The sequence below is a fragment of the Psychrobacter sp. 1176_08 genome, assembly GCF_052850615.1.
Genome location: NZ_VXCU01000001.1, coordinates 512,734 through 531,098 on the forward strand (window position 1 = coordinate 512,734; position 18,365 = coordinate 531,098).

Here is an 18,365-nt window from a genome sequence, read left to right on the forward strand (position 1 = left end):
TAAAGCAGATAGGTCAATAAATTGCTCACCATTGTCTATTTATTATCAAGTCTTGTGGACTACGCGATAAATTACCTTGTATGATAGAATATTTCTAACCAATTTTTGAGATCGATATAATGTCCGAATCATTACCTGATGATAAATATATGGTAAACAGCCTAAAAAACGGGCTTTTGTTGATGGAGTTGTTTAACAAGAATGAGATCGTGGAGATGTCATTATCAGAAATAGCAGCACAGTTAGGCATCAATAAATCCAGTGCATATAGACTATTATTTACCTTAGAACAGATGGGGTACATCAAAAAAGACCATAATAAAAACTACATGTTAGACATCAAAGTGGTCGATTTGTCTCACTCATACCTTACGTCTATTTCATTCAAACAAGAAGCCTATGCAGTCATGGAAAAACTCAGAGATGATACGGGTACTGCCGTACATCTCTTTACTTTAGATGGCACAGAGATTGTCAATTTACAAAATATTCAACCTTTGGGTAGTTTTACCTCAAATATACTACCTGGACTGAGATGGCCCGCTTATGCTACTGTCATTGGACAAATGCTCTTAAGTGATTTACCAGATGAAGAAGTTAAAAAAAGGTTTGATGATTTTTCGGATTGGAAAGTCTACTCTGATGCAACACCTAAAAACCTTGATGAATTACTACAAGCAGTCAAGCGAGCTCGCGGCAAAAGTCATTTAACCAGTTGGCAAAAGTTCAACAATGACATGATTGCATGTGCTGCACCTATTAAGGACTTGTCTTCCAATAAAATGGTATATGCCCTATCTGTAAGTTTTCCAGTACAAGCTTTTACCTCGGAGCATTTTGAGCAGCATATTACCCCAGCCATTGTTGATGCCGCCAATACGCTCAGCAAAATTTATAAGCCTGGTTCTAACTGGTGATGGTCTTTAAATAACAGCTGGTTTTAAAATATCCTCTCATCTGAACGATAATAAAAACCCCTGACAATCATTGAGTCGTCAGGGGTTTTTATTAGGTAAACCTTTATTGCAGATTTTTGATGTACTGTACCTTGTACGACTCTAGATACGTTCTTTTTTATAATCAAAACCTTCTGCATCGTAGATTTGATAAGTGACATTTAGCAATGTTTTTAATAGCTCCGACTTGTCGAAATGTCTGACGCTCATCACAATTGGGGACGTAATCAATCCATCTTCAAAAGGGATATAAGTCACTTCTTGATTGCGCAAATGTTCAAGCGTTTTTGGCACAATGGTCAAACCCTCACCTGCCGCCACCAGTCCCAGCGCCACATGCAACTCACGCACTTCTGTAAAATAATTGGCTTTTAATTTGCGTGCTTCAAATAATTCCAGCACGTAATCTATAAAGCTGGGGCGCGGCGCGGTTGGATACAACAATAGATTTTCGTTGGTCAGATCGATTAGTCTGAGACTGGTGCGCCCTTCTTTTACTAAAGGATGACCAATAGGAACCGCAACAACCAAGCTCTCCTCTCGAAGCACCATCCGCCTGATAGAAGCATCTTCGAATAACAGTCTGCCAAACCCAACGTCTATTTTCCCTTCTATCAATCCTTGTGTTTGCTGCCAAGAGTTCAGCTCATAGAGTTTGATCTCTATGTTTGGATAGACTTCACGAAAATGGGCAATGACCTTTGGCAAGATGCCGTATAGAATCGATGAGACAAAACCGATAGACAGCGTATTATCAAAATTGCCTTTACGAATGGTCATCGCACGCAGATCGTCTGATTTTTTTAATATCTGAATGGCATGATCATAAAAAAACTCGCCTGCCTCAGTGAGCTTAAGCGGACGATTTTCTCGATCAATAAGCGTGACACCCACCTCATCCTCTAGCTGCTTAATCTGTCTACTAAGCGGCGGCTGTGAAATAAACAGACGGGTTGCCGCTTTATTGAAGCTCTTTTCTTCTGCAACTGCCACAAAGTAGCGTAAGTGCCTCAGTTCCATCTTCTTTCTTCCTTGATATAGATAACAATGCCAGCTGAGTAAGATTAGACATAATGGACGTCATACCTAAAGAACATAACATGATGCAAGATGAATATCAAAATACCTAAAAGGTATTAAAATTAGACTAAATAGGTCTTAGACATGCTGATATCTAACATTTATAGTTCTTATTAAGCATATGGAAGCACCATTCATCAATTAGGGACTGTCATGATTCGTTCAATTAATACCTTGCTGGTACCAATACCTACTATCCGAGCACACAAGCTTGCTTGTACCGTCATGAACGAACAAGTACTTGTACTCGTACACATCCAAACAGAAGATGGCTATGAAGGTTGGGGCGAAGCAACAACGATTGGTGGTCTCAGCTACGCTGACGAAAGCCCTCACAGTATCAAAACCAATATCGATACCTACTTTACGCCGTTATTACTAAAAGAGCAGCCTGCTAGCGCAGCAAAAGCCATGCAATTGCTAAATATTCATATCAATGGCAACCGTTTTGCCAAATGCGCGATTGAAACAGCACTACTCGATATTGAAGGCAAACGTCTGAACCTGCCTGTTAGTGAGCTAATCGGTGGTCGTGTCCGTGATCGTATCGAAGTGGCATGGACACTTGCCAGCGGTAATACCGCGACCGATATCAATGAAGCCAAGCAAATGGTGGCACAAAACAGACACCGCATTTTTAAATTAAAAATTGGCAGCCGTCCTATACTTGACGACGTGGCACATGTATTGGCAATCAAACAAGCCTTACCCAACTGCCGCATCACGGTCGATGTCAATCAGGCTTGGACAGAACTTGAAGCAATGAAAGGTATCAGTCTATTACAAAATGGCGGCGTTGATCTTATCGAGCAACCCATCTCGATGCGTAATAAATCAGCGCTCAAACGTTTAACCGATCACTTTGATGTGCCGATTATGGCCGATGAAGTGGTTCAAGACCCACAGAATGCGTTTCAATTAGCCGCCGACCACTGTGCAGATGTTTTTGCGGTAAAAATCAACCAAGCAGGTGGCTTAAAAGCAGCCTGTCTGATTGGACAAATGGCACATTTGGCGGGCGTGGAGCTGTATGGCGGTACGATGTTAGAGGGCCCTATTGGCACAGCGGCATCAGCCCATGTGTTCTCAACGTATCCAAGTTTAAGGTTCGATACAGAGCTGTTCGGCCCGCTTTTATTGACCGAAGACGTTTTAGCGCAGCCATTAGATTATCAAAACTTTGGCCTAAATGTCCCTACAGGTGCAGGTCTGGGCATCGAAGTTGACAGCGACAAAGTCTATCACTATGCCAAACAGGCAGCAGCCATGCTAACAACGTCATCGTCGTTAGATTATGCAAGTAATGCTTATAGAGAGACCGTGTAACCGAGCACTATCAGGTATAAGAATATACCAATAGCTATAAAGGCTGGTAGAAAGCCATTATCAGTCGCACTCCCCTCATTAAATGTAAGGAAACAACTATGTTATATCACGTCAGAATGGATGTTTTACTACCAACCGATATGGATGCAGATACGATCAATGAGCTTAAAACCACCGAAAAAGCCCTGTCGCAAAAACTACAAGAGCAAGGTAAATGGCGTCACATTTGGCGTTTGGCTGGTGAGTATGCCAACTTTAGCATCTTCGATGTTGAGAGTCATGAAGAGCTACACGACATTATGATGTCCTTGCCGCTTTATCCTTATATGAAAGTTGAGATCACGCCACTACTTCGTCATCCATCTTCTGTGCGTGATGACGATAGCTGATAACTGCTAATGCTATCGATAGGTGTAATCACAACCAGACACCTCCTCAATAGCGCAGCTGACTAACAGCTTCTTATTTCTTATTACTAAACAGCCGTGGTCTATATGAGACCAAGCGTACTTTATCACCCAAAATTTGATCGAACAGTCAGTCAGACAAACAAAATTTGAGTAAGAATACTCGATAACCTGACCTTTTAAACAGTCCTCAACAAGGAGAGAGACATGGAACGCAGCCAAATTGAAGCTTTAGCCACACAATTCGTCAAAGGCAAAATCGACTTCCCTGAACAAGTCAATCCACGCATACAAGCGATCGTTTTGCGTCTCGTCACAGACCTTATGCAAGCCATCAACGATCTAAAAATCACGGCCGATGAATACTGGTCTGGTGTGGAATTCATTGGTGATTTGGGCAAAGAAGCAGGGTTATTGTCACCTGGGCTTGGCTTCGATCACTTTATGGATCTGATGATTGAAGAAGATTTAAAAGCAGCGGGTCTGGATGGCGGTACTGTTCGTACCATCGAAGGCCCACTCTATGTCGCTGGTGCGCCAGAAGAAAAAGGTTTTGCGCGTCTAGATGACGGTACGAATCTTGATATTGGTACCGTGTTATTTATGCAAGGTACGGTTTATGGTGAAGACAACCAGCCACTACCAAATGCCAAAGTAGAAGTCTGGCACGCCAATAGCTTGGGCAACTATTCGTTCTTTGATGAGTCACAAACACCGTTTAACCTACGTCGCAGTATCATCACGGACGAAAACGGCAAGTATGCGTTTCGTAGCATTGTACCGCTTGGGTACTCAGTACCGCCAGATGGCATGACACAAAAAGTACTCGGTGCGCTAGGCCGTCATGGTCATCGCCCTGCCCACATTCACTTCTTTGCTAGTGCAGAGGGTTATCGCAAGTTGACCACACAGATCAACATCGATGGCGATGAATACTTATGGGATGACTTCGCTTTTGCAAGCCGTGAAGGTTTAGTACCAGAAGTCACGATGGTCGAAGATGCAGATAAGCTAGAAGAAAAAGAAGTTGATAAGCCTTATGCCAGTATTGATTTTGATTTTTATCTTGTCAAAGACCTCGAACAATCCGTCCAAGGCAGCGAAGTCGAACGCCGACGCGCCCAAGGTTAATGATCGCTTGATAGTGTCATTCAATAGCAAGCGTTTAAGACTACTCATTATTGACTATAAATAAACCATCACATTTTGCGTTTGATACGTCCATAGCTGCCGTATCAAGCGTCGACTCTTACTCTTATTTCATACCGTTATTATACAAGGAAGGCCATTATGAGCGAGCGTATCAATCTAGTACCTGAAGGATCAGATATTACCATTGATGATTTTTTAGAAGAAAATAAAGAAGAAGGCGTTTATCGTTTGCATCGTAGTGCCTTCACCAATCAAGAGCTGTTCGAGCTTGAAATGAAGCATATCTTTGAAAGCAATTGGGTCTATCTGGCACATGAAAGTCAGGTGCCAAATAACAATGATTACTATACCTCCTACATTGGACGTCAGCCCGTCATCCTTGCCCGTAATAAAGAAGGTGAGCTGCATTGTATGATCAACGCGTGCTCACATCGCGGCGCACAATTATGCCGTCACAAAAAAGGCAATAAAGCGACTTACACCTGCCCTTTCCACGGCTGGACTTTTAATAACTCAGGCAAACTACTCAAAGTAAAAGACCCTAGACACGCAGGTTACCCTGAAGGCTTCAACAAAGAAGGCTCTCACGATCTCAAACCAGTCAAGCTCGCCAATTATAAAGGCTTTTTATTCGCCAGCCTAAATGATGACGTTGCCCCTATCGAAGAGTGGCTGGGCGGCTCTACCAAAATTCTTGACATGATTGTCAATCAATCTCCAGAAGGTCTCGAGGTCCTACGTGGCACCTCAACCTACACCTTTGATGGTAACTGGAAGCTGCAAGCAGAAAATGGTGCCGATGGCTACCATGTGTCAGCCGTACATTGGAACTACGCGGCGACGACTGCGCGCCGTAAAGAGCAAGAAGCGATAAAGGCGGACAACATCAAAGCCATGAATGCAGGGAAATGGGGTCGTCAAGGCGGTGGGTTTTACTCTTTTGAAAACGGTCATATGCTGCTATGGACACATTGGGAAAACCCACAAGACCGTCCAAACTATGCATATCGTGACGATTATGTGGCCAAATATGGCGAGGCGATGGCGGACTGGATGATTGGACGGTCGCGTAACTTATGCCTGTATCCAAACGTCTACATCATGGATCAGTTTGGCTCGCAAATCCGCGTGCTTCGTCCACTAGCCGTTGATAAAACTGAAGTCACCATTTGGTGTATCGCGCCAAAAGGCGAAAGTGACGAATCACGTACGCGCCGCATTCGTCAGTACGAAGACTTCTTTAACGTCACTGGCATGGCGACGCCTGACGATTTGGAAGAATTCCGCTCGTGTCAAGAAGGCTACAACGGCATTAAGCTGGAATGGAACGATATGTGCCGAGGCTCAGAGCATTGGATCGAAGGCGCTGATGAAGGCGCAGCTGCCATTGATCTTAAACCTTTGATGAGTGGGGTTAAGACTGAAGATGAGGGTCTTTATACCGTACAGCATCGCTACTGGCATGAAGAGATGAAAAAAGCCTTGGCGCAAAAAAACAACGACACGGTATAGCTTTCTACCTAAGCCTGTCAGTGGCTGATGGTGGCAAGACCAATCAATATAAAGGATATGATCATGAAAAACACAAGCGTTAGTATCGAAGAGATTCGGCAGTTTTTGTACCGTGAAGCACGCTTACTGGATGAAAAAAAATGGGAAGAATGGCTCACCTGTTATAACGAAGACTGCCCGTTTTGGATGCCGAGTTGGGATGATGATGGCGAGCTGATTAGCGACCCGCAACGAGAGATCTCATTGATTTATTACCCTGATCGCCGTGGTCTTGAAGATCGAATCTTCCGTATCGAAACGGAGCGCTCATCCGCAACCATTCCCGATACTCGCACTGCCCACAACTTGTCCAACATTGAGTTACTTGAGAATAACAACGGTATTGTGACGGTGCGTTTTAACTGGATCAATAAATCTTATCGCTATCATGAGACCAATACCTACTGGGGTTACTCTCAATACAAAATAGACATGACCCAAAACCGTCCAAAGATTTTGGATAAGTATGTGGTCTTAAAAGACGACTATGTGCATCAAATTATGGATGTCTATCACGTCTAACGTTTGCTTATTATTTGGTCATCCACTATCTAATCAATACTTAGTCACTATTTAGTCACTACGTTTCATTTCATACGTGTTGAAAAGGGATATTTCTCATGGAATACAATATTGCTCTACAGTTCGAAGACGGCGTCACAGGATTCATCAAGTGTGAAGCAGATGAAACGGTTGCCGAAGCCGCGTATCGTCAAAAATTTAACATTCCAGTGGATTGTCTAGATGGCGCATGTGGCACTTGCCGTTGCCATTGTGAATCAGGCAGCTATGACATGCACCCTGATATGTATATCGAAGATGCCCTCACAGAAGCTGAGGCGGCTGAGGGCTATGTATTGACCTGTCAGATGATTCCTGAAAGCGATTGCGTCATCAAAGTACCAAGCTCTTCTGAAGCTTGCAAAGTAGGCAAATCGACTTTTAAAGGCAAGCTTCAACAGCTCAATGTCTTGTCTGAATCGACCATTCATTTTGGCGTTGATATCGAAAACCCAGATGCTTTGGTATTTTTACCCGGACAATACGTCAATATCAATATTCCCGACTCTGACGAGACACGCTCTTACTCGTTCAGCTCTGTGCCCAATGCCAAGCAAGCTGAGTTTGTGGTTCGTAATATTCCTAACGGCAAGATGAGCACCTTTTTATCTGATATCGCGCAACTTGGTCAAGACATTGATTTTGAAGGGCCATTTGGTAGCTTTTATTTGCGTCCGTTGGTTCGCCCAACTCTATTTTTGGCAGGTGGAACGGGCATTGCCCCTTTCTTATCCATGCTAAAAAGCCTAGAAGTGAGTGGCGGTCATCACCCTGTCAAGATGGTTTATGGAGTCACCAATGATACAGATTTAGTAGAAATCGAAACACTTGAAGAGGTGAAACAAAACCATGCTTGGTTTGATTATCGTACCTGTGTGGCAAGCGAAGACAGTCGTCACGAGCGTAAAGGCTATGTCACAAGTCACGTGGAAGAGGACTGGTTAAATGGCGGTGATGTTGATGTTTATCTCTGCGGCCCTTTAGCCATGGTTGATGCTGTCAGTCATTGGTTAGATGAAAGCCAGCTCAAGCCCAGTAATTTTTATTATGAGAAATTTACGCCAAGTGAAAAATAACAGGGCTTAAATCATAAAACGACAAGCAAGGTTTTTAGGAGATAGCTATGAGTAAACGCTTTGATAATAAAGTCTGTATCGTAACGGGTGCCGCCCAAGGTATCGGGCGCGGCGTTGCCATACGTCTTGCCAGCGAAGGCGCAAAAGTCGTTATGGCAGACTTCTCACCTTTGGTGGAGGACGTGTTAGCAGAAATCACAGCAGACGGCGGCGATGCAATAATGATTCAAGCCAATCTTGAAACCTATCAAGGGGCACAAGATGCGGTCAATAAAGCTATGGAGACTTATGGTCGTATCGATGTACTCGTGAATAATGTTGGCGGTGCGATATGGATGAAGCCCTTTATCAACTTCTCAGAAGAGGACATCCAAAAAGAAATCAGTCGCTCATTATTTCCCACACTCTGGTGTTGCCGTGCGGTATTGCCAGTCATGGTCGAGCAGCAATCAGGCACTATCGTAAACGTCTCTTCCATCGCCACACGCGGCATCAACCGTATCCCCTATTCCACTGCGAAAGGCGGTGTCAACGCTATGACCGCCTCCCTCGCTTTTGAATACGCCAATGATGGTATCCGCGTCAATGCGGTCGCAACGGGCGGTACTGATGCGCCGCCCAGAAAAATCCCTCGAAATGCTACGCCCTTAACAGATGATGAAAAGCTATGGATGCAGGCAGTCGTTGATCAAACCATCGATCGCACTTTTATGAAACGCTACGGCACAATCGATGAGCAGGTTAATGCCATTTTGTTTTTAGCGTCAGATGAATCTTCCTATATCACCGGCAGTACAATCCCTGTCGGTGGCGGCGACGCAGGCTAAATGTGTTAGCAGTATTGTAGACTGACTTATCGTTACTACCCTTTGATTACCGCTCATTTGCAAGGAAGCAATATGGCCTCTGTCATCCAAACCTTAAAAGAAGACTGGTCACTCTCGGCGTCCGTGGCAGGATTTTTGGCGGTGCTCATCTCATATGCTGGCCCGTTGATTATTTTTTTTCAAGCCGCACAAGCCGCTCAGGTCTCAGACGCCATGATGGCTTCTTGGATTTGGGGTATATCTATAGGCGCTGCTGTCTCTGGCATTTATCTGTCTATTAGGTATAAGGCACCTATCATCACTGCTTGGTCAGCGCCTGGCACGGCGCTACTGGTGACTGTTTTTCCTGAGATGAGCATCAATGAGGCCATATCTGCTTATATCCTCTCAGCTGTGGTGATATTTTTGGTGGGTGCCACTGGCTCTTTTGACAAGATTTTGCGGTGGATTCCTAGCGGTATTGCAGCAGGCATGATGGCCGGTATTTTGTTTCAGTTTGGCTTAGAGTTGTTTGTTGCCACCAACACCATGCCATTTATCGTATTTAGCATGCTCGGTTGCTACTTGTTCGCCAAGCGGTTTTCACCGCGCTACACCATGCTTTGGGTCTTGCTATGCGGGGTCACATTAAGCGTGTTACTTGGGAGAATCAACCCTGTCGATATGGATTTGGCCATTACCATACCGACGATTATCTGGCCTGAATGGACGTGGAATGCGACGTTTAACCTTGCCATTCCGCTTATCTTGGTCAGCTTAACGGGACAGTTTTTACCCGGTATGGCCATTTTGAATCTCAGTGGCTACGACACGCCTGCCAAACCCATCGTCAGCGTGGCAAGCCTTGCCTCATTAGCCGTCGCTTGTGTGGGCGGCATTACTATTGTACTTGCGGCTATCACCGCAGCCTTGTGTACGGGCAAAGATGCGCATGAGCTACAAGAAAAACGCTATATCGCAGGGGTTGCCAACGGTATCTTTTATTTATTAGGCGGCTTGTTTGCAGGCAGTATTGTCATGGTGTTTAGCCTGTTGCCAAAGGAGTTGGTCGCGGCATTGGCTGGACTGGCACTCATTGGCGCTATCGCTACCAACATTACAATTGCCATGAAAGACGACGAACAAAGAGATGCCGCCTTAATCACTTTTTTGGCGACCGCTTCTGGCATGAGCTTTTTAGGATTGAGCTCTGTGTTTTGGGGCATTGTGATCGGTATGGTGGCCCATTATGTTTTAAACAAAAAACGTTTATTGTCATTTACTTAATCGCAAATGACACGAGTTATTGATAATGCCATCTCTCAGTAACCTCTGTTAAAACCACATTACTATCATGATTTATCAAAGAAAATGCTAGCCAATGTTGACCAACTCTCCCCCTTTTATAGGATATCAATATGATTAACAAAGCAGATAAAAACATCACGGATGTGCTCAGTCAAATCAAAGACGGTGCCACTATTATGATTGGCGGTTTTGGCACAGCAGGACAACCTGCCGAACTGATTGATGCGCTCATTGATTTGGGTGTTAAAGACCTAGTGATTATCAACAATAATGCTGGTAATGGTGATCATGGACTTGCCAAGCTATTAAAAACAGGCGCGGTGCGCAAAATTATTTGCTCGTTTCCGCGCCAATCGGATTCTTGGGTATTTGATGAGCTATATCATGCAGGCAAAATCGAGCTTGAGCTGGTGCCACAGGGCAATCTGGCGTGCCGTATTCAAGCCGCAGGTATGGGACTTGGGGCGGTATATACGCCAACGGGTTTTGGCACTTTACTGGCAGAAGGTAAAGAGACGCGCCATATCGATGGTAAAGACTATGTCCTTGAGTATCCGATCAAAGCGGATTTTGCCTTAATCAAAGCGGATAAAGGTGATCACTGGGGAAATTTGATCTACCGAAAATCTGCCCGTAACTTTGGTCCCATCATGGCCATGGCGGCTAACGTGACTATCGCCCAAGTCTCTGAAACGGTAGATCTGGGTGAGCTTGATCCCGAACACATCATCACGCCAGGTATCTTTGTGCAGCACGTGGTGCAAATCCAGCCTGCTCATTCTACCAACACAGCCATCGCCTAGTCATAACTTAATCATAATTTAGTCATAATTTAGTCATCACCCAATATTGCCATTTATAAGGAGCGTCACCATGAGCCATACGTTACTAACCCGTGATCAAATCGCTGAGCGTGCTGCCCAAGATATTCCAGATGGTGCCTATGTCAATTTGGGCATTGGCTTACCCACCAAAATTGCAAAGTACTTACCAGCGGATAAGGACGTATTTTTGCATTCAGAAAACGGCTTATTGGCTTTCGGCCCGCCACCTGCCAAAGGTGAAGAAGATCCAGAACTTATCAATGCCGGAAAAGAATACGTCACCATACTTGATGGCGGTAGCTTCTTTCACCATGGCGACTCATTTGCCATGATGCGCGGTGGTCACATTGATATTTGTGTACTAGGTGCATTCCAAGTGGCCGCCAATGGCGACCTAGCCAATTGGAGTACAGGGGCGCCAGATGCCATACCTGCTGTTGGCGGCGCCATGGACTTAGCCGTTGGTGCCAAAAAAGTCTTCGTCATGACCAATCATACGACCAAAACAGGCGAGCCAAAGATAGTTAGCGAACTCACTTATCCTGTGACAGGCAAACACTGCGTGGATCGTATCTTTACCGATCTATGTGTCATTGATGTCACGGTAAAAGGATTGGTCGTGACAGAGATAGTAGACGGCATGAGCTTTGCTGAGTTGCAAGCTATGACTGCCGCCACACTCATTGACGAGACTAAATAAAAATATCTCACAATTAAAACTTAGGATAATCGCTATGATCGATTCAACTACTGGTTTAAATAACGCTTATATCATTGATGCCATTCGCACGCCGTTTGGGCGTTATGGCGGTGGCTTGGCACCAATAAGAGCAGACGATTTAGGTGCCATCCCCATCAAAGCATTAATGAAGCGTAATGCCAATGTGGACTGGGTACAAGTAGATGATGTCATCTATGGCTGCGCCAATCAAAGCGGAGAAGACAATCGTAACGTTGGACGCATGTCATCACTACTGGCTGGTCTGCCTTATCAAGTGCCCGCGACTACGGTCAATCGTTTGTGCGGCTCATCAATGGACGCCATCGCTATCGCCGCACGCGCCATTAAGGCGGGAGAAGCAAATCTTATTATCGCAGGCGGTGTTGAAAGCATGAGCCGTGCGCCATTTGTGATGGGTAAATCAGACAAAGCGTTTGGTCGTGCTCAAACCCTTGAAGACACCACGATGGGCTGGCGCTTTATCAATCCAAAGCTTGATGCCTTATACGGTACGGAAACCATGCCACAAACTGCCGAAAATGTCGCTGAGCAGTTTGATATCAGTCGCGCTAACCAAGATGCCTTTGCGCTACGTAGTCAACAACGTACCAAAGCGGCGCAAACATCAGGGTTCTTTAAAGATGAGATTATCCCTGTCATTATTCCGCAGCGCAAAGGCGATGCAGTCATTGTCGATACGGATGAGCACCCTCGCGCTGATACCACGCTTGAAAAATTAACCAAACTTCGTGCCATCGTCAAAGAAAACGGCACAGTGACGGCAGGTAACGCTTCAGGCATTAATGATGGTGCGGCCGCTTTTTTAATCGCCTCAGAGCAGGCGGTAACACAGTTCGATTTAAAACCACGTGCTCGTATTGTGGCAGCAACGACAGTCGGTGTAGAACCGCGCATTATGGGATTTGCGCCAGCCCCTGCCATAAAAAAGTTACTGGCACACACAGGTCTGTCACTTGACGAGATGGATGTCATCGAACTGAACGAAGCCTTTGCTGCGCAATCTCTAGCCTGTACACGTGACTTGGGATTGCCTGACGATAGCGCACGCGTCAATCCCAATGGCGGTGCGATTGCTCTTGGCCACCCATTAGGCGCATCAGGTGCAAGATTGATCTTGACCGCGCTCAATCAGCTCGAAAAAACCAGCAAACACTTTGCCATCTGCTCGATGTGTATTGGCGTGGGACAAGGTATAGCCATGATTATTGAACGGGTTGATTAATGGCATATAAATTATCAAACAGCGTAGCTTTGCGCCATGTACCAATGATATGACCACAATATGAATATATGAAAGGAGACTCATGATGCCTGTATTTAACCATAAAAACGTTGCTTTCAACTATGCCACTTTTGGTGATCGCCACAACCCTGCCCTGATATTCTCTAATTCTTTAGGGACCAACTACCAGATGTGGCAGCCACAAATCGCTGACTTGCAAAACGAGTATTTCATCATTTGTTACGACACCCGTGGTCATGGTAAATCCTCTGCACCCAAAGGCCCTTATAGCCTTGATGAGCTTGGACAAGACGTCATTGATTTGCTCGATCATCTGAATATTGATAAAGCCTTTTTTTGTGGTATTTCAATGGGCGGCATGACAGGTCAATGGTTGGCTATTCAGCATCCTAATCGCTTTCATCATTTGATGCTGTGCAATACGGCTGCAAAAATTGGTAATGAAGCTGCTTGGAATGATCGCGCGCAATTGGTACGAGAGCAAGGTTTAGATCCTATCGCGGCCACAGCAGCATCGCGTTGGTTTACACAAGGATTTATCAGCAGTCATCCTGATGTGGTCGAGACCTTGTCTGAGGCGCTTGCCACTGGTGGTAGCGAAGGTTATGCCAGTTGCTGCGAGGCGTTATCGACCGCTGATACACGTTCGCAATTACGAGATATTGATGCTGCTATTACCGTATTGGCAGGGTCAGCCGATCCGGTAACGACAGTTGAGGATGCTCAATATATGGTCGAACGCATTCCCAATGCCACGCTCGCTACCATTGAGGCGTCGCACATCTCGAATATTGAACAACCTGACGTATTCAATCAGTTTATACGGCAATACTTGGTGCGTTGATCACGTCACTACTACGGCGTATCCAAACAAGGCTATAAAAGTACTACCCACAAGGACGTTACCCCCAACAAGGAAGAAACATGAAAAAATCATTGCAAGCATTGGTTATTAGCATTGCTGTCTGTAGTGCCTTTAGCGCTCACGCTGATATCAATATCGATAAAGAAGTTAAAAGTGTTGAAAAAAAGGTGATTGAATGGCGACGCGACATTCATCAGCACCCTGAACTAAGTAATCGGGAAACCCGTACCGCTGCTATCGTGGCTAAGCATTTAAAATCTCTCGGTATGCAGGTCGAAACTGATATCGCCCATACTGGTGTTGTGGGCTACTTAAAAGGGGCAAAACCCGGCCCGACCGTAATGCTACGCGCAGACATGGATGCCCTACCCGTCACCGAAAAAGCCGATGTTCCATTTAAATCAACGATCGTTACCAAATACATGGGAGAAGACGTAGGTGTGATGCATGCCTGCGGACACGATACCCACGTGGCCATGCTTATGGGAACGGCTGAAGTATTGGCTGCGGTACAAAAAGAGCTGCACGGCAATATCATGTTTGTGTTTCAACCAGCAGAAGAAGGCGCGCCTAAAGGAGAAGAAGGCGGTGCCAACTTGATGTTAAAAGAAGGCATATTTAAAAAGTATCAACCAGATGTTGCGTTTGGATTGCATATTATGTCGAATCTAAACACTGGACAGATTGGTTATCGAAGCGGCCCTATCATGGCCAGTGGCGACACGTTTGATATTACCGTAAAAGGCAAACAGACTCATGGTTCAGCGCCGTGGAATGGCGTTGATCCTATTGCTGCCGCGTCACAGATCGTGACTGGGGTCAATCATATTGTCAGTCGTCAAATTGACATCACTAAAGAGCCTGCCATTATCTCATTCGGTAAAATAAGTGGCGGTGTCCGCGACAATATTATTCCAGACAGTGTTAACATGATTGGTACGATTCGCAACTTCGATATGGACAATCGCGCTAAGATTTTTGCCAACATAAAAACAACGGCCTCACATATAGCCATGGCATCAGGCGCAGAGGCAGACGTCAAAATCACCAAAGGCTATCCTGTCACCATCAACGATCCCGCGCTTACCGCGCAGATGCTGCCCACGCTCAAAAATGTAGCAGGTGCTGACAATGTCTTTGATGTACCAAAATTAACAGCCTCTGAAGACTTTGCGTTTTATTCTCAAGAAGTACCGAGTTTGTTTATTTTCTTAGGCGGTACACCAGTAGGACAAGACGCCAGTAAAGCACCCTACAACCACTCTCCCTATTTTTACGCCGACGAATCCTCTTTTAAAATCGGTACTAAAGCGCTGAGTCAGCTGGCCATAGATTATTTAGCCATGAATCAGTGACGCATAAAACCTAGGCGTCTCAATGACGCTAAACTATTACCTATAGCTTTGCCATATTAACAAGGAAAACATATGAGTATCAGTCAGGCCATCGAAAAAGTCGAAGCACGTTATGCCCACCAACCTGAATTCGTTCAAGCAGTGAAAGAAGTTGCCATGACGATTGCACCGCTATACGACGCCCATCCTGAATACAATACGTTGAAAGTATTCGAGCGTCTCGTTGAGCCTGACCGCATTATGGCGTTTCGTATTAACTGGGAAAATGATCAAGGCGAAGTGCAGGTCAACCGAGGTTGGCGCGTCCAGTTTAGCAATGCGCTGGGGCCTTACAAAGGCGGTGTACGGTTTCACCCTACCGTCAATCAATCTGTTTTGAAGTTTTTGGGTTTTGAGCAAATATTCAAAAATGCACTGACTGGATTGCCAATGGGTGGCGGTAAAGGTGGCTCAGATTTTGACCCCAAAGGCAAAACGGACAGCGAAATACGCCGCTTCTGTTATGCCTTTATGCGCGAACTACATCACTACGTGAATAAAGACATTGATGTGCCTGCAGGCGACATTGGCGTTGGTGGGCGTGAAGTCAGTTATATGTTTGCCATGTATAAAAATCTCACGCATGAATATGGCGGCGTGTTGACTGGCAAAGGCGTTGGTTTTGGCGGAAGTTTGATGCGAACGGAAGCAACGGGATATGGCGCCGTATATTTCTTAGAAAATATGCTGGCGGCGCAACACCAAACCATCAATGGCAAAAGAATACTCATTTCAGGCGCAGGTAATGTCTCACTACATGCTGCTGAAAAAGTCCATATGCTGGGCGGTATCGTCGTCACAGTATCAGACTCACAAGGTACTTTGTACGATGAAGCGGGCCTCAACCAAGAAAAAATCGACTGGCTTAAAGCGCAAAAAGCAAAAAGTAAACCTTTGGCAGACTATGTAGCTGTGTACGGCGGTGAATGGCTAGCCAATCAAAAGCCGTGGCAATTCAAAGGTGATATTGCGATTCCATCAGCAACCCAAAACGAAGTCACAGAAGCAGATGCCAAGCTCATGGTTACCAATGGCATTACCTATATCGTCGAAGGTGCCAATATGCCGCTAACTGCCGAGGCAATTGATTACGTGCGCTTGCACCGTGTGCATTATGCGCCTGGTAAAGCTGCTAACGCAGGCGGCGTGGCTGTCTCCGCGCTTGAGATGTCGCAAAACTCGGTACGTCAATACAAAACGTTTGAGCAAATAGATCTACGTCTCAAAAATATCATGAAAAACATCCATGATAGCGCAGCCGATGCCTCAGAACAGTACGGTCAAACCGATAATGGCTATATCGATTATATGGCTGGTGCCAATATCGTTGGTTTTAAGAGAGTTGCCGATGCGTTGGTTGCTTATGGTATTTTGAACTGATCCAGTTTGTAAATACTCAACACACTTAAATAAAAAACCGCTCACCTATCTTTAAAATAGATGAGCGGTTTTTTATTGGTATTTTTAAATCGGCATTGTTAGAGCGATTAGCTTTTCAAAGAAAATATGACCATTGATACCGATACTGCACCAACCAGCCAATCAACATCCATACCCTCTAGGTATAAATTTATACTTAGAGGGTTTTTGACTTGATCCTTATAAAACCCTAACTTAATAAGTACTTATAGGGACATTACCCACGGAGAAAGTCGAATGGAATCACCAACTTTAAACATCAATAAGGTCATTGATGATGCCAAATTTGCGCCCTTTCATTGGAAAGTGCTTTTTTGGTGTTTACTCATTATTATTTTTGATGGCTACGATCTTGTCATTTATGGTGTGGCGCTACCTCTACTTATGGAAGAATGGTCATTGACCGCCGTACAGGCAGGGTTACTCGCGAGCGCGGCACTTTTTGGTATGATGTTTGGCGCGATGATTTTTGGGACGTTATCTGACAAAATCGGTCGCAAAAAAACGATTATGATCTGCGTTGCGCTTTTTAGTAGCTTTACTTTTTTGGGAGCCTTTGCCAACGGTCCCATCCAATTTGCCACTCTGCGTTTTTTTGCAGGGCTGGGTATCGGTGGCGTCATGCCGATCTGCGTGGCCCTAACGTCTGAATATGCACCAAAACGCATTCGCAGCACCTTAGTCGCTATTATGTTCAGCGGTTATGCCATCGGTGGCATGGCGTCTGCCCTACTTGGATCATTTTTAGTGGTGGATTTTGGCTGGGAAATCATGTTTTATATTGCTGGTATACCGACTTTATTACTCCCCATCATCTGGAAAATGTTGCCTGAGTCTTTGATGTATTTGGTCAAAGAAAAACGGGATAAAGAAGCAAGAGTTATCGTACAAAAACTGGCTCCACAAGAAACCATCACTCCGGCTACTACCTTGCTATTGGACGAGCCAACCAAAGGTGACGATGCCCCTATCAAAGCGCTTTTCTTAAAAAACCGTGGCTTTACGACGATGATGTTTTGGGTGGCTTTTTTTATGTGCCTACTGATGGTGTATGCCCTAGCCAGCTGGTTGCCCAAACTGATGATTCAAGCAGGTTATTCGCTAGGGGCAAGTATGCTGTTCTTATTTGCGCTCAACATTGGCGGTATGATTGGCGCGATTGGGGGCGGTGTGCTCGCTGATAAATTTCATCTTAAACCCGTCTTAACCATCATGTTTGCGCTCGGCGCAGTCTCATTAATACTGCTTGGTTATAACAGTCCGCAGGTGGTGCTATATACGCTTATCGCCATTGCTGGCGCGACCACGATTGGCTCACAAATTCTGCTTTATACCTTTGTGGCGCAGTACTACCCGACTGCCGTTCGAACGACAGCAATGGGCTGGGCATCAGGTATTGGTCGCATTGGCGCGATCGTCGGCCCCATCTTGACGGGTGCATTACTCACGCTTGAGCTGAGCCATCAGACCAATTTCTTGTTCATTGCCATTCCAGGTATGATTGCAGCCGTTGCTATCTTTTTAGTCAATCTCAGTGCGGCTGTCGATGGCAAAAAAAGCAAAAACCAGCCAAGTACTTTGAACACTCCAATATCGACATAGTCCTGATTAAAGCCTCATATTCAGTGCTGGAACACCTTTTAATATTAATCAGC

At 45.2% G+C, this 18,365-nt stretch carries 17 protein-coding genes; 16 read left to right on the forward strand and 1 reads right to left on the reverse strand.

Annotation, left to right across the window (positions count from 1 at the left end; all coding sequences use genetic code 11):
• The first annotated feature begins 119 nt into the window (after positions 1–119).
• On the forward strand, positions 120–917 hold the full coding sequence (locus tag FW759_RS02065; protein ID WP_446442031.1) for an IclR family transcriptional regulator: 798 nt from the start codon (positions 120–122) through the stop codon (positions 915–917).
• A gap of 141 nt (positions 918–1,058) precedes the next feature.
• Here the strand turns inward: FW759_RS02065 and FW759_RS02070 are convergent, their stop codons facing one another.
• Positions 1,059–1,976, reverse strand: a complete 918-nt coding sequence (locus FW759_RS02070) for a LysR family transcriptional regulator (RefSeq protein WP_446442032.1) — start codon at positions 1,974–1,976, stop codon at positions 1,059–1,061.
• A gap of 213 nt (positions 1,977–2,189) precedes the next feature.
• On the opposite strand from FW759_RS02070, the gene FW759_RS02075 reads away from it, so the two are divergent.
• From FW759_RS02075 to FW759_RS02145, 15 genes are all read left to right on the forward strand, one after another.
• Positions 2,190–3,362, forward strand: a complete 1,173-nt coding sequence (locus FW759_RS02075; RefSeq protein WP_446442033.1) for a muconate/chloromuconate family cycloisomerase — start codon at positions 2,190–2,192, stop codon at positions 3,360–3,362.
• 98 nt (positions 3,363–3,460) lie between these two features.
• Positions 3,461–3,751 (forward strand): muconolactone Delta-isomerase, encoded by a 291-nt coding sequence (gene catC / locus FW759_RS02080; RefSeq protein ID WP_131397892.1) that lies wholly within the window; start codon positions 3,461–3,463, stop codon positions 3,749–3,751.
• Positions 3,752–3,976: 225 nt separating this feature from the next.
• Positions 3,977–4,900 carry a catechol 1,2-dioxygenase gene (gene catA / locus FW759_RS02085; protein ID WP_446442034.1) on the forward strand — a complete coding sequence of 308 codons (924 nt, stop codon included), beginning with the start codon at positions 3,977–3,979 and terminating at the stop codon, positions 4,898–4,900.
• 159 nt (positions 4,901–5,059) lie between these two features.
• Positions 5,060–6,433 carry a benzoate 1,2-dioxygenase large subunit gene (gene benA / locus FW759_RS02090; protein ID WP_062844783.1) on the forward strand — a complete coding sequence of 458 codons (1,374 nt, stop codon included), beginning with the start codon at positions 5,060–5,062 and terminating at the stop codon, positions 6,431–6,433.
• Positions 6,434–6,496: 63 nt separating this feature from the next.
• Positions 6,497–6,994: a benzoate 1,2-dioxygenase small subunit gene (benB, locus tag FW759_RS02095; protein WP_446442035.1), complete on the forward strand. Its 498-nt coding sequence runs from the start codon at positions 6,497–6,499 to the stop codon at positions 6,992–6,994.
• Positions 6,995–7,092: 98 nt separating this feature from the next.
• Entirely contained in the window at positions 7,093–8,109 is a 1,017-nt protein-coding gene (benC, locus tag FW759_RS02100) for a benzoate 1,2-dioxygenase electron transfer component BenC (protein WP_446442036.1), read from the forward strand.
• A gap of 47 nt (positions 8,110–8,156) precedes the next feature.
• Positions 8,157–8,936: a benzoate diol dehydrogenase BenD gene (gene benD, locus FW759_RS02105; protein WP_446442037.1), complete on the forward strand. Its 780-nt coding sequence runs from the start codon at positions 8,157–8,159 to the stop codon at positions 8,934–8,936.
• Positions 8,937–9,008: 72 nt separating this feature from the next.
• Positions 9,009–10,202, forward strand: coding sequence for a benzoate/H(+) symporter BenE (benE, locus tag FW759_RS02110; RefSeq protein WP_446442038.1), 1,194 nt, complete (start codon positions 9,009–9,011; stop codon positions 10,200–10,202).
• Between the two features lie 131 nt (positions 10,203–10,333).
• A complete protein-coding gene (locus tag FW759_RS02115; RefSeq protein WP_446442039.1) occupies positions 10,334–11,026 on the forward strand; it encodes a 3-oxoacid CoA-transferase subunit A in 693 nt (230 codons plus the stop codon).
• Between the two features lie 70 nt (positions 11,027–11,096).
• Positions 11,097–11,747 (forward strand): 3-oxoacid CoA-transferase subunit B, encoded by a 651-nt coding sequence (locus FW759_RS02120; RefSeq protein WP_446442040.1) that lies wholly within the window; start codon positions 11,097–11,099, stop codon positions 11,745–11,747.
• Between the two features lie 34 nt (positions 11,748–11,781).
• Positions 11,782–13,011 carry a 3-oxoadipyl-CoA thiolase gene (pcaF, locus tag FW759_RS02125; protein ID WP_446442041.1) on the forward strand — a complete coding sequence of 410 codons (1,230 nt, stop codon included), beginning with the start codon at positions 11,782–11,784 and terminating at the stop codon, positions 13,009–13,011.
• 85 nt (positions 13,012–13,096) lie between these two features.
• Complete coding sequence (gene pcaD / locus FW759_RS02130; protein ID WP_446442042.1) at positions 13,097–13,876, forward strand: 3-oxoadipate enol-lactonase; 780 nt, start codon at positions 13,097–13,099, stop codon at positions 13,874–13,876.
• 80 nt (positions 13,877–13,956) lie between these two features.
• Positions 13,957–15,252, forward strand: coding sequence for a M20 family metallopeptidase (locus FW759_RS02135; RefSeq protein WP_446442043.1), 1,296 nt, complete (start codon positions 13,957–13,959; stop codon positions 15,250–15,252).
• 72 nt (positions 15,253–15,324) lie between these two features.
• Complete coding sequence (gene gdhA, locus FW759_RS02140; RefSeq protein WP_446442044.1) at positions 15,325–16,671, forward strand: NADP-specific glutamate dehydrogenase; 1,347 nt, start codon at positions 15,325–15,327, stop codon at positions 16,669–16,671.
• A gap of 276 nt (positions 16,672–16,947) precedes the next feature.
• The gene (locus FW759_RS02145) at positions 16,948–18,312 is read left to right on the forward strand and encodes an MFS transporter (RefSeq protein ID WP_443571148.1); all 1,365 of its coding nucleotides are present in this window, start codon (positions 16,948–16,950) and stop codon (positions 18,310–18,312) included.
• Positions 18,313–18,365: the final 53 nt, after the last annotated feature.

Bases quoted from the DNA above. Each gene is read 5' to 3' on its own strand.
- FW759_RS02065 (WP_446442031.1), top strand. From the start codon at position 120: ATGTCCGAATCATTACCTGATGATAAATATATGGTAAACAGCCTAAAA.
- FW759_RS02070 (WP_446442032.1), bottom strand. From the start codon at position 1,976: ATGGAACTGAGGCACTTACGCTACTTTGTGGCAGTTGCAGAAGAAAAG.
- FW759_RS02075 (WP_446442033.1), top strand. From the start codon at position 2,190: ATGATTCGTTCAATTAATACCTTGCTGGTACCAATACCTACTATCCGA.
- catC (WP_131397892.1), top strand. From the start codon at position 3,461: ATGTTATATCACGTCAGAATGGATGTTTTACTACCAACCGATATGGAT.
- catA (WP_446442034.1), top strand. From the start codon at position 3,977: ATGGAACGCAGCCAAATTGAAGCTTTAGCCACACAATTCGTCAAAGGC.
- benA (WP_062844783.1), top strand. From the start codon at position 5,060: ATGAGCGAGCGTATCAATCTAGTACCTGAAGGATCAGATATTACCATT.
- benB (WP_446442035.1), top strand. From the start codon at position 6,497: ATGAAAAACACAAGCGTTAGTATCGAAGAGATTCGGCAGTTTTTGTAC.
- benC (WP_446442036.1), top strand. From the start codon at position 7,093: ATGGAATACAATATTGCTCTACAGTTCGAAGACGGCGTCACAGGATTC.
- benD (WP_446442037.1), top strand. From the start codon at position 8,157: ATGAGTAAACGCTTTGATAATAAAGTCTGTATCGTAACGGGTGCCGCC.
- benE (WP_446442038.1), top strand. From the start codon at position 9,009: ATGGCCTCTGTCATCCAAACCTTAAAAGAAGACTGGTCACTCTCGGCG.
- FW759_RS02115 (WP_446442039.1), top strand. From the start codon at position 10,334: ATGATTAACAAAGCAGATAAAAACATCACGGATGTGCTCAGTCAAATC.
- FW759_RS02120 (WP_446442040.1), top strand. From the start codon at position 11,097: ATGAGCCATACGTTACTAACCCGTGATCAAATCGCTGAGCGTGCTGCC.
- pcaF (WP_446442041.1), top strand. From the start codon at position 11,782: ATGATCGATTCAACTACTGGTTTAAATAACGCTTATATCATTGATGCC.
- pcaD (WP_446442042.1), top strand. From the start codon at position 13,097: ATGCCTGTATTTAACCATAAAAACGTTGCTTTCAACTATGCCACTTTT.
- FW759_RS02135 (WP_446442043.1), top strand. From the start codon at position 13,957: ATGAAAAAATCATTGCAAGCATTGGTTATTAGCATTGCTGTCTGTAGT.
- gdhA (WP_446442044.1), top strand. From the start codon at position 15,325: ATGAGTATCAGTCAGGCCATCGAAAAAGTCGAAGCACGTTATGCCCAC.
- FW759_RS02145 (WP_443571148.1), top strand. From the start codon at position 16,948: ATGGAATCACCAACTTTAAACATCAATAAGGTCATTGATGATGCCAAA.